11 protein-coding genes and 1 tRNA gene are annotated in these 10,859 nt (G+C 70.3%); 3 read left to right on the forward strand and 9 right to left on the reverse strand.

The window, feature by feature from the left end:
- Both AC1DZ6_RS09855 and AC1DZ6_RS09860 read left to right on the forward strand, forming a co-directional pair.
- A partial coding sequence (locus AC1DZ6_RS09855; protein ID WP_477097008.1) for a TVP38/TMEM64 family protein occupies positions 1-531 on the forward strand: 531 nt, incomplete at its 5' end.
- A gap of 9 nt (positions 532-540) precedes the next feature.
- Entirely contained in the window at positions 541-2,055 is a 1,515-nt protein-coding gene (locus AC1DZ6_RS09860) for a sensor histidine kinase (protein WP_477097009.1), read from the forward strand.
- A gap of 4 nt (positions 2,056-2,059) precedes the next feature.
- Here the strand turns inward: AC1DZ6_RS09860 and ggt are convergent, their stop codons facing one another.
- Positions 2,060-3,784 (reverse strand): gamma-glutamyltransferase, encoded by a 1,725-nt coding sequence (gene ggt / locus AC1DZ6_RS09865; RefSeq protein WP_477097010.1) that lies wholly within the window; start codon positions 3,782-3,784, stop codon positions 2,060-2,062.
- Between the two features lie 215 nt (positions 3,785-3,999).
- Between ggt and AC1DZ6_RS09870 the strand changes: the two genes are divergently transcribed.
- Positions 4,000-4,076, forward strand: a tRNA-Arg gene (locus AC1DZ6_RS09870).
- 100 nt (positions 4,077-4,176) lie between these two features.
- Here AC1DZ6_RS09870 and AC1DZ6_RS09875 read toward each other — a convergent pair.
- The 8 genes from AC1DZ6_RS09875 to AC1DZ6_RS09910 form a co-directional block, all read right to left on the reverse strand.
- Entirely contained in the window at positions 4,177-4,905 is a 729-nt protein-coding gene (locus AC1DZ6_RS09875; RefSeq protein WP_477097011.1) for an SDR family oxidoreductase, read from the reverse strand.
- Positions 4,906-4,918: 13 nt separating this feature from the next.
- A complete protein-coding gene (locus tag AC1DZ6_RS09880) occupies positions 4,919-6,130 on the reverse strand; it encodes a UxaA family hydrolase (protein WP_477097012.1) in 1,212 nt (403 codons plus the stop codon).
- A complete protein-coding gene (locus tag AC1DZ6_RS09885) occupies positions 6,130-6,429 on the reverse strand; it encodes a UxaA family hydrolase (RefSeq protein WP_477097013.1) in 300 nt (99 codons plus the stop codon). The genes AC1DZ6_RS09880 and AC1DZ6_RS09885 overlap by 1 nt, the downstream gene beginning before the upstream one ends.
- Positions 6,426-7,430: an aldo/keto reductase gene (locus tag AC1DZ6_RS09890; RefSeq protein WP_477097014.1), complete on the reverse strand. Its 1,005-nt coding sequence runs from the start codon at positions 7,428-7,430 to the stop codon at positions 6,426-6,428. The genes AC1DZ6_RS09885 and AC1DZ6_RS09890 overlap by 4 nt, the downstream gene beginning before the upstream one ends.
- On the reverse strand, positions 7,427-8,197 hold the full coding sequence (locus tag AC1DZ6_RS09895; protein WP_477097015.1) for an IclR family transcriptional regulator: 771 nt from the start codon (positions 8,195-8,197) through the stop codon (positions 7,427-7,429). Before AC1DZ6_RS09895 ends, AC1DZ6_RS09890 begins: the two co-directional genes overlap by 4 nt.
- Positions 8,190-9,026, reverse strand: coding sequence for an amidohydrolase family protein (locus AC1DZ6_RS09900; RefSeq protein ID WP_477097016.1), 837 nt, complete (start codon positions 9,024-9,026; stop codon positions 8,190-8,192). The genes AC1DZ6_RS09895 and AC1DZ6_RS09900 overlap by 8 nt, the downstream gene beginning before the upstream one ends.
- The gene (locus AC1DZ6_RS09905) at positions 9,020-10,033 is read right to left on the reverse strand and encodes a zinc-binding alcohol dehydrogenase family protein (protein ID WP_477097017.1); all 1,014 of its coding nucleotides are present in this window, start codon (positions 10,031-10,033) and stop codon (positions 9,020-9,022) included. The genes AC1DZ6_RS09900 and AC1DZ6_RS09905 overlap by 7 nt, the downstream gene beginning before the upstream one ends.
- A 2-nt stretch (positions 10,034-10,035) precedes the next feature.
- Positions 10,036-10,859 (reverse strand): MFS transporter (locus AC1DZ6_RS09910; protein WP_477097018.1); only part of this gene is annotated, 824 nt, incomplete at its 5' end.

Below are 10,859 nucleotides of genomic sequence, written 5' to 3' on the forward strand. Positions count from 1 at the left end.
GTGTCGGTCTCGCTGCCGGGGGCCTTGATCCTGTCGCTGACCGGCGGCTTCCTGTTCGGGCCGATCGGCGGCGGGGCGGCGGCGGTGACCGGCGCGACCGGCGGTTCGACCGTGGTCTACCTGGTCTGCCGAACGGCCTTCGGCGACTTCCTGCGCAAGAAGCCTGGCGCCCTGCTGGCGCGGGTCGAGGAGGGCTTCAAGGCCGACGCCTTCTCCTATTTGCTGACCCTGCGCCTGATCCCGGCCTTCCCGCTGCTGCTGGTCAATGTGGCCTCGGGCCTGATGAACATTCCGGTGCGCACCTACCTGCTGGCCTCGTTCCTGGGAATGATCCCCAGCTCGTTCGTCTATGCCGGCATCGGCGCGGGCCTGGGCCATATCTTCGCCAGCGGCGAGCCGGTGACGATGCACACCCTGTTCTCGCCGCGCATCTATCTGCCTATTGCGGCGATGGGCGCCCTGGCGTTGCTGCCGCCGCTGTGGCGCTTTTGGCGTAACCGGCGCGTTGCCGAAGCCCCAGACGTGAAGTAACCCAGACGAATGGCCGAGCCGGTCGCACCGTCAGTTCCCGAACTTCCCAAGCCAGGGCGTCGCTTCCCATGGCCTGGAGGGCTGTCGGCGCGCCTGCTGCTGCTGACCGCCCTGTTCGTGGCCATCGCCGGCGCCCTGATCCTGCCGCCCGCCCTGGCCGACTTCGAGAAGCAGTGGCTGYTGGACCGCGTGCGGGCCRCCGAACTGGCCTCGACCATCGCCGACGCCGACCCCGAGCGGCGGGTGACCGACAAGGTCTCCCAGCAGTTGCTCGACCAGGCCGGCGTGGTGATCGTGGCCCTGGAGGTCGACGGCGCCCGTCGCCTGGTCCTGCCGACCGAGCCGCGCCGCCTGAACATCAAGCCGCCCTATCTGGTCGACCTGCGTCGGCAGAACTCCGGCTCCTGGCTGGCCGCCCCGTTCTTCACCCTGAAGAGCGCGCCGGGCAGCATGGTGCGGGTGATGGCCGAGCCGCGCTTCCGCCAGGAGGCCGAGTTCGTCGAGATCGTGCTGCCCGACGCCCCGCTGAAGGCCCAGTTGGTCGAGCAGGTGGGGCGCCTGGCCGGGGTGACGCTGTTCGTGGCGGGCCTGGCCGGCGGGCTGATCTATCTGGCGCTGAACTTCCTGCTGGTGCGGCCCATGCAGCGCATCACCCAGGCCATGGAGCGGTTCCGCGCCGACCCCGAGGATCCCGCCGCCCGCGTGGTGGTCTCGCGTCGCCGCGACGAAATCGGCCGCGCCGAGCGCGAGCTCGACATGATGCAGACCGACCTGATCACCGCCCTGCAGGCCAAGGCCCGCCTGGCGGCCTTGGGCGAAGCGGTGGCCAAGATCAATCATGACCTGCGCAACATGCTGACCAGCGCCCAGATGGCCTCGGACCGCCTGGCCGCCCTGGGCGATCCCAAGGTGGCCCAAGCGCTTCCACGCCTGGAACGGGCTTTGGACCGCGCCATCACCCTGGCCACCGACGTCATGGCCTATGGCAAGTCCAAGGAGCCGGCTCCGGCCCTGCGCACCACGGCGCTGCGTGCGGCGCTGGACATGGCCGCCGAGGACGCCGGCCTGCTGCCATCCGGCGTGGCCCTGGAGACCGTGATCGACGGCCGCGAACAGGTGGTCGCCGATCCCGACCAGCTGCACCGCATTCTCACCAACCTGCTGCGCAACGCCCGCGAGGCCATCGAGGGCGCGCCCGACCGGGGCGGCAAGGGCAAGGTGTTCGTCGAACTGCGCCGCGCCGAGGGCATGAGCATTTTGCGCCTGTCTGACGACGGTCCCGGCGTGCCGGAGAAGGCGCGCAACAACCTCTTCCAACCGTTCGTGGGCTCGGTGCGGCGCGGCGGCACAGGCCTGGGCCTGGCTATCGCCCGCGAGCTGGCCCAGGGCCACGGCGGCGATCTGGCCCTGGTCGAGACGGGGCCGGGCGGTTCGGTGTTCGACCTGACCCTGGCGGGCGTTCCCGAGCCTCTGCCGGAAACGCCGCCCGAGCCGATGAAGCCCAAGGCGAAGTCCAAGCCGTAAGGGGCTAGAGCCCCTTCGCGACCCCCTCACGCCGGGGATCGGCCCCGCCTTCCAGCACGCCGCCCGGCCGCACAATCACGCCGTGCAGGCCCGAGGTCTCGTTCTGACCGGTCTTGATCGCGACGCCGCGCGCCTGCAGCGCGGCGGTCATCTGCGGTCCGAACTTCTCGACGTCGGCCGAGAACATGTCGCCGCGCGCCACCAGGTTGGGCAGGTTGATCGCCTGCTGCATGGTCAGGCCCCAGTCGAACACGCCGACCATTGCCTTCAGATTGTACGACAGGATCGCCGAGCCGCCTGGCGAGCCCACGGCCGCCAGGAACTTGCCGTCCTTGTCCAGCACCACGATCGGCACCATCGACGAGCGCGGCCGCTTGCCGCCGGCCACGGCGTTGGCCCCCGGCGCGCCGTCGCCGTCGCGCGGGTCGAAGTTGAAGTCGGTCAGCTGGTTGTTGAGGAAGAAACCGCCCACCATCCGGCCCGAGCCGAACACGCTCTCGACCGTGGTGGTCATCGACACCACGTTGCCCATCGGATCGACGATGACCATGTGGGTCGTGCCGTGCGGCTCCTGGGTGCTGTCGGGACCGACAACAGGCGCGCCCTTGGGCTGGCCGAAGGTCGGGGCCGGTCCGGCGGTCTCGCCGATCAGCTTGGCGCGCTGGGCCACATAGGCCGGGTTTAGCAAGCCCTCGACCGGCACCTTCACGAACGACGGATCCCCGATATAGCGGTCGCGGTCGGCGTACATGACGCGCTCGGCCTCGGCCAGCAGCGTCCAGGCCACGGGGTCGGTCGGTCCGCGCTGGGCGATGTCGGTATGCTCCAGCATCTGCAGCGCCTGGATCACCGACACGCCGCTCGACGACGGATTGGGCGTGCAGACCGTGTAGACCTTCCATGGCCGGCACAGGGCGTCGGCAGAGCGCGGCTTGTAGGCCTTCAGGTCGGCCAGGGTCATGCTGGAGGCCAGCTCGCCCTGGTGCAGGCGCTCAACGATCTTCTGGGCCAACGGGCCTTCGTAGAGGGCGCTGGAGCCCTTGGCGGCCAGGGCGCGCAGGGTGGCGGCGTAGGCCGGGTTCTTCAGGGTGTCGCCGGCCTGGTAGCGCTGGCCGTTCGGCTTGGTGAAATAGGCGACGGCGTCCGGCGCCTGGCCCTGCGGAATGCGCGTGCTGTTGATCATGCCGGCCAGGCGCGGGCTGACCGTGAAACCGCCGTCGGCCAGGCCCTCGGCGTCCTTGAACAGCGTGCTCCAAGCGGCCTTGCCGTGTTCCTTCTGCGCTTGAGCCAGCATGCCGACAGCCCCCGGTACGCCGGTCGAACGGCCCGACAACACGGCGGTCACGAAGTTCAGCGGCTTGCCGTCGGGGCCCAGGAACAGCTGAGGCGTCGCGGCCTGGGGGGCCTTCTCGCGGCCGTCATAGGCGGTCACCTTGCCGGTCTTGGCGTCGTAGAACACCATGAACGCGCCGCCGCCCAGGCCCGAGCTCTGCGGCTCGACCAGGCCCAGCACCGCCTGCACCGCCACCGCCGCGTCCGCCGCCGTGCCGCCGTCGCGCAGCACCCGCAGGCCCGCCTCCACCGCCAGGGGATTGGCCGCCGCCACCATGCCGCTGGGCTTGTAGGTCGGGGCGGGAGCCGAGGCGGCCGTCGGCGGCGGAGCCGCCTGCGCCGAAAGCGGCGCGCACGCGCCGAGCAGGGTGACGAGCAGGGGAGCAATCAGACGCATGGCGAACTTTCGACAAAGGCCTCGGACGTGAACGGCGATCGCGCGATCGCGATCCACGCGCGGCCAAGGTCGTCCCCCTTCTCAAAAGGGGAGCGGAGCCGTGCGGGTCAAGGCCCGCAAGCCCTTCTCCACAAACTTCGCGCGTTCTGCATCAAAAGCCGCTTGCGCCCCCGGATCGGACGGGCTATCTCCCCCGCCTCGCCGAAAGGCAATGCGCGCCCGTAGCTCAGCTGGATAGAGCATCAGACTACGAATCTGAGGGTCGGACGTTCGAATCGTTCCGGGCGCGCCATTTTCTCCTCACTCACTTGAGCCTAGCGGGGCCGGGTGTGGGAGGCGAGAAATCACAATATTCCGGGTCGATCCCCGCGCCGCCTCGCGTGCGGTCCGGATCAGTTGATCCAGCCGCCGTCGATGATGTGGATCTGGCCGGTGGTGAAGGCCGCCTCGTCGCTGGCCAGGTACAGGGCCAGTTGCGCCAGCTCCTCGGGCTTGCCCAGGCGGCCCATCGGCTGGCGGGCGGTGAAGGCTTGCCTGGCGGCTTCGTAGTCGCCGGTGTCGGCCAGGCGCCGGTTCAGCGAAGGGGTTTCCACCGTGCCCGGGCAGATGGCGTTGCAGCGCACCCCCTGGCCCACGAAGTCGGCGGCAACGGCCTTGGTCAGGCCGATCACCGCGGCCTTGGTGGCGCCGTAGGCGAAGCGACCGGCCACGCCCTTGATGGAGCTGGCCACCGACGACATGTTGACGATCGAGCCGCCGCCATTGGCCAGCATGGCCGGCAGGAAGGCCCGGATCGTCCGATACATGGCGTTGACGTTCAGGTCGTTGGAGAACGCCCAGGCCGCCTCGTCGCAGTCGAGGATCGTGCCGGAATGCACGAAGCCGGCGCAGTTGAAGAGCACGTCGACCGGGCCCAGCTCGGCGGCCAGGTCGAGGATGGCCTGAGGATCCAGCACGTCCAGGCGGCGGGTCTCGCAGCCGGTCAGCTGGGTCAGCAGGGCCTCGTTGACGTCGGTGGCGATCACCCGCGCGCCTTCGCGGGCGAACAGCTCGGCGCTGGCCTTGCCGATGCCCTGGGCCGCGGCGGTAACGATGGCGGTCTTGCCCGATAGTCTTCCCATGATCTGACGTTCTCTAGCTGGCCCGCCGAAGCGGGAGGCAGGCCGGACCGATCGGGTCGAAGGCCTTGTAGGTGAGGATGAATTCCTGGTGGCCCAGCGCTTCGGACACGGTGCGCTGGCCGTTGGCGACGGCCAGGACCAGGTCGTGGATCTCGGCGCCGACCTCGTCGAGCGTGCCGCGTCCCTCCATGATCCGCCCGGCGTCGACGTCCATGTCGCCCGTCAGCTTGCGATAGGTCTCGGGGTTGGCGCAGATCTTGATCACCGGCGAGATGGCCGAGCCGACGACCGAGCCTCGTCCGGTGGTGAACAGGGTGACGTGCGCCCCGCAGGCGATCAGCTCGACGATCTCGGCGTTGTCGGAAATGTTGGGAAAGCCGAAGCGCACCTCGCCGTCAGGCACCACGTCCAGCAGGTATAGCCCGCCGCTGGGCGGCTGGTCGCCGGGCTTGAGGACGCCCACGATGGGCGCCGATCCGGACTTCGAATAGGCCCCCATCGACTTTTCTTCCTGGGTGGTCAGCCCGCCCTCGGCGTTGCCCGGCGCGAAGCTGCCGTAGCCCATCACGGTGTAATAGGCCTCGGCCTTGCGGACGCTGGCCTCCAGCACGGCGCCCAGTTCGGGCGTGATGGCGCGGCTGGCCATGATGGCCTCGCAGCCGACCAGTTCGCCGGTTTCCTCGAAGATGCACGCGGCGCCCTGCGCGCCCAGGCGGTCAAAGGCCCGGCCCACGGCGGGATTGGCCGTGATGCCGCTGGTGCCGTCCGACCCGCCGCAGATCGTGCCGATCACCAGTTCGGAGACGTCCATCGGCGCCACGGGCGTCTGACCGGCGATCGCCTTGAGGCGGGCGACGGCCTCCAGTCCCTTGGCGATGGTCGAGGCGGTGCCGCCGTTCTCCTGGATCACCAGGGTCTCGACCGGGCGGCCGCTGGCCTCGATCGTCGCGCGCAGCCGTTCGCGGTTGAAGCTTTCACAGCCCAGCGAGATCAACAGCACGCCGCCGATGTTGGGGTGGGTCCCCAGGGCCTCCATGACCTTCAGGGCGTAGGCGTTGGGATAGCAGCCGGGGAAGCCGATCAGGTGGACGTCCAGGTCGTCGCTGCGCGTGACCACGGCGCGCGCCACGTGGTGGGCGCACTCCACCAGATAGGCGACGGCGATCACGTTACGCACGCCCTTGCGGCCGTCCTGGCGCAGATAGCCCCGCAGGGGAGCGGTCATCAGCCTTGCCCTCCATCGCCCGTCGCCTGCCGGGTGTGGCTGGCGATGTAGTCGCTCTTCATGTTGTGCAGGTGGACGTGCTCGCCGGCGACGGCGGGGGCGGTCATCGAGCCGATCGGCGCGCCGTATTTCAGGACCTTGTCGCCGGCCGCAAGGGCGCGGCGGGCGACCTTGTGGCCGACCCCGACATCGGCGGCGGCGGTCACCGGCAGGCCGTCGACGGTCAGGGCGTCGCCCGTGCGGATCGCCGCGCTGAGCACCAGCACGTTGTCGTCGGGGTGAAGCAGGATGAGGCTCATCGGACCGCGCCGGTCTCGGCGAAGGCGCGAGGCGTCGGCGCCTGGGGATGCAGCAGGCCTTCGCCGCGCAGGTCGTCCCAAAGCGCGTCGGGGATCGCGTGCGCGGCCCAGGAGCACGCCTGGCGGACCTGGGCGGGGTTCGACAGGCCGGGGATGACGCTGACCACCTGCGGATGGGCCAGCGGAAATTGCAGGGCGGCCGCGGCCAGCGGCGTGGCGTGCGCCAGGCACACGGCCTCCAGACGCCGCACGCGGTCGAGAACCTCGGGCGGGGCCGGGGCGTAATTGTAGTGGGCGCCGAGGCCGACCCCTTCCACCAGCACGCCCGAATTGAACGGGCCGCCGACGATGATCGACACGCCGCGCTCGGCGCAGCGGGGCAGGAAGCGATCCAGCGCCGTCTGCTCCAGAAGCGTGTAGCGGCCGGCCAGCAGGAAGACGTCGAAGTCGGCTTCGTCCAGCGCCGCGTCGCAGATCTCCCACTCGTTGACGCCCAGGCCGATGGCGCCGACCGCGCCGCCGTCGCGCAGGGCCCGCATGGCCTTGTAGCCGCCGTCGAAGAATTCGCGGCGGCGCATCGCGTCGTCCGCGCCGTGCGTGCGGCCGCCCAGGTCATGGGCCAGCAGCACGTCGATGTGGTCGCGGCGCAGGCGCTCCAGGCTGGACTCGAAGGCCCGCATCACGCCGTCATAGCTGTAGTCGAACACCGGCTCGAAGGGGGCGGCCGCCACGAAGCCGTGCCGCTCGGCCAGCGGATCGACCTCGGGCGCGGGGCGAAGACGGCGGCCGACCTTGGTCGAGACCTTGGCCGAGGCGGGGAGGGCGGCGCCCAGCCGGGTCTCGCTGAGGCCAAAGCCGTAGTGCGGCGCGGTGTCGAAATAGGCGATCCCCTCGGCCAGGGCGGTTTCGATCGTCTCGCGCGCGGCCGCGTCGCTGACGGCGGCGTAGAGGTTGCCGATCCCGCCCGCGCCAAAGCCCAGGGATGGAAGCGCCAGGGTCACTGGAACTCGCCTCCCAGCGCGATGGAGACCTCGTCCGCCGCCGCCCGGATCGCGGCGATGGTGGCGGCGATCGGGATGGCGGTGGGGCTCTCGACATAGGGCGAAGTCAGGGCCGCGGCGACGCCGTCGGGACCGAGGATGGGCGCGGAGATGTCGAGCACGTGCCGCGTGACGTCGCTGAAGGCCTGGACGTGCTTGTCGATGCGCGCCTTGGCCGCCCTGTCCTCGAAGGCGTCCCAGGCTGCGGGCATGACGCCGACGGAGAGGCGCTTGCGCCATTCATCGCGAACGGGTTCCGGCTGGAAGGCGTAGAGCACCAGGCCCGAAGTCGCTTCGACGATGGCGCGGTGATAGCCGACCCGCACCGAGAACCCCTGGTTTCCGGGGGCCTCGATCCGCGCGACCACCACCATCTCGGCCGCGCTGGCCACGGCCAGGTGGCAGGACTGGCCGATGGTCTCGGACAGCCGGCGCATGATCGGCAGGGCGGCTTCCAGAACGCTCTTGGTGGGACCGCGGGCCATGCCGATCGAGAACAGCTTGTTGGTCAGCACCAGGCCGTCGCCGTCGGGGGCGCTGGCGACATAGCCGCGGCGCTCCAGCACCTGGACCATCCGGAAAAGCTCGCTCACCGAGCGGTCCAGGGCGCTGGCGATCTGCACCATGCCCATGGGTTCGCCCCGCGCGGCCAGCAGTTCGAGCACGTCCAGGCCCTTTTCCAGGGCGGGGGCGCGGTACTTGGATTGGGGATCGTCGAGGTCAGCCATGGGGCTGTATCCGATAGAATTGGCGGCAAGTCCCGCCGAACAGGGCCGCGAGGTCAGAGGGGTTGGTCAGGCCGCTCAGGATCCTGGCCAAGGCCAGCCAGCCCGCGTAGTCGCCGGCCAGATTTAGCACGGGCCAGTCGCTGCCCCACATCAGCCGCTCCGCGCCGAAGGCCGAGACGAGGTGACGGACATACGGCGCCAGGTCTTCGGGCGCCTGGCCGGGCGCGGCTTCGGTGAGAAGGCCCGACAGCTTGCAATGGACCTGAGGCCGGGCGGCCAGGGCGGTGATGGCGTCCGCCCAGGCCTGGAAGGCGCCCGAGGCGATCGGCGGCTTGGCGCCGTGATCGATCACGATCGGCAGGTCGGGCCGCCGACGCGCCAAGGTCAGCAGGTGGGGCAGGTGGCGTGCCTGGACCAGGGCGTCCAGCGACAGGCCATGGGCGACCATCGCATCGAGCGCGGGGTCCAGTTCGGGATCGGCGATCCGGGCGTCGTCCGCGAGATCCTGCAGCATCGGGCGAAGGCCGCGAAGCTTCGGGCGGCGGGCCAGGGCCGCGATCCGGTCCGCTGCGCTGGCCGACGCCAGATCGACCCATCCCACCACGGCCAGGACGAGCGGCTCGTGTTCGGCCAGGCGCAGCAGCCAGTCCGTATCGCGGTCGTCGGCCTGCGACTGGACCAGCACCGAGCCGGTCAGGCCCAAGGGGGCGGCGATCTCGCTCAGGTCGGCGGGCTCGAAGTCGCGGTGGATCGGCACGAGGTCCGGCGTCGGCCACGCGAAGCCATTTTGGCCGACCCGCCAGAAGTGCTGGTGGGCGTCGATCAGCACGTGACGATCGCCTTGATGACGCCCGCCTCCGGCTCCATCCAGCCCGGCAGGTTGCTGGGCAAGTCAGCCAGGGTCGAGGCGTGGGTGTTGAGCGCCCGGGTCGGCACCAGGCCCGCGCGGATCGCGGCGACGACGACGTCGAAGTCCTCGGGCGTGGCGTTGCGGCTGCCCAGCAGGGTGGTCTCGCGCTTGTGGAACTCCGGATCGGAGAAGGTGATGTCGGCGCCCACGACAGAGATCAGCACATAGCTGCCGCCGTGCCCGACATAAGCGAAGCCCGCCTCCATCGCCTTGGGATTGCCGGTGGCGTCGAACACCACGTCGAAGAAGTCGCCCTCGGTCAGGTCCGACAGGCGCTTTGCCATGTCGGGGCCCAGCTGGACGACGTGGTCGACGGCCAGGTGCTCGTGGCAGAATTCCAGACGGTCCAGCCGGCTGTCGAGCGCCGTCACCCTGCCGCCGCCCAGCTTGGCGAACAGCGCCGCGGCGATGCCGATGGGACCGGCGCCGACCACCAGGACCGACTGGCCGGGCGTGATCGCCGCGCGGCCCACGGCGTGCGCGCCGATCGCCAGGAACTCGACCATCGCCGCCTCGTCCAGGGTGACGCCGTCGGCCTTGCGGACGAAGCCCTCGGCGACCGCCAGGAACTCGACCATGCCGCCGTCGCGATGCACGCCCAGCACCTGGATGTTCATGCAGCAGTTCGGCTTGGCCTTCCGGCACGCCGCGCAGTCGCCGCACGACAGGTAGGGCATGACATAGACGGCCTCGCCCTGGACCAGCGTACTGCCCTCGGGCGCCTCGACGACCTCGCCGCTCAGCTCGTGTCCCATCACGCGCGGATAGGCCAGGTAGGGCTGGGTGCCGCGATAGATGTGCATGTCCGTACCGCAGACGCCGACGCGGCGCACGCGGATCAGAACCTCGTCGCGGGCCCGCGTCGGCACGGGGCGGCGCTCCATGACCAGTTGGCCGGGCGCGGCGCAGACCAGGGCGTTCATCATGATCAGTGGGCTCCGGCGGGGGCGGACTTGAGCGCCTGGCCGGCGGTGCGGACGGCGGTCAGGCCGAACAAGCCGACGATCGCGAAACAGGCGCAGGGGACCAGGACGGCGATGTTGATCGCGCTGGCGTCGGAGATCGCCCCCATCGCGGCGGTGAGCACCGCGCCGCCGATGATGCTCATCACCAGGAACGAGGATCCGGTCTTGGTCAGCGGACCCAGGTCCCGGATCGAGCTGGCGAAGATGGTCGGGAACATGATCGACATGAAGAAGCTGGTCGCCACCAGGGCGTATAGGCCGACCTTGCCGCCGACCACGACGGCGGTCAGGGTCAGCGCGACATTGATCGCGGCGAACAGGCCCATCAGCCGGGTGGGGCTGACACGGCTCATCGCCGCGGTGCCCAGGAAGCGCCCGGCCATGAAGCCGACCAGCGACCAGGACAGGTAGGCGGCGGCCGTCTTTTCGCCCATGCCGGGGACCTCGTGCTGGGCGTAGCGGATCATGAAGCTCCAGACGCAGACCTGGGCCCCCACGTAGAAGAACTGGGCCGCGACGCCGAACAGGAAGCGCGGCCGCGCCAGCAGCCCCCCGATCGCCTGGCGGGCCGTCAGAGCGGCGTCGGCCTCGTCCGGATCGGGGCGACCGGCCTGGTGCGGAAACCTGGTGACGGCCACCAGCGCGGCCCAGGCCAGGACGACGGCGGCGATGATCAGATAGGGCGTCTGGGTCAGGTGGGCCTCGGACGTCTGGAAGGCCTGGAGCTGGGCGGGGTTCATGGCGGCGAATTCGGCGGGCGTGGGCTCCACCCCCGACAGGATGAACT

The sequence above is a fragment of the Caulobacter sp. P1_B12_2 genome, from assembly GCF_056406675.1.

Excerpts from the sequence above, each read along its gene's own strand:
- AC1DZ6_RS09885 (WP_477097013.1), bottom strand. The coding sequence starts at position 6,429 with ATGAGCCTCATCCTGCTTCACCCCGACGACAACGTGCTGGTGCTCAGC.
- AC1DZ6_RS09875 (WP_477097011.1), bottom strand. The coding sequence starts at position 4,905 with ATGGGAAGACTATCGGGCAAGACCGCCATCGTTACCGCCGCGGCCCAG.
- AC1DZ6_RS09880 (WP_477097012.1), bottom strand. The coding sequence starts at position 6,130 with ATGACCGCTCCCCTGCGGGGCTATCTGCGCCAGGACGGCCGCAAGGGC.
- AC1DZ6_RS09905 (WP_477097017.1), bottom strand. The coding sequence starts at position 10,033 with ATGATGAACGCCCTGGTCTGCGCCGCGCCCGGCCAACTGGTCATGGAG.
- AC1DZ6_RS09895 (WP_477097015.1), bottom strand. The coding sequence starts at position 8,197 with ATGGCTGACCTCGACGATCCCCAATCCAAGTACCGCGCCCCCGCCCTG.
- ggt (WP_477097010.1), bottom strand. The coding sequence starts at position 3,784 with ATGCGTCTGATTGCTCCCCTGCTCGTCACCCTGCTCGGCGCGTGCGCG.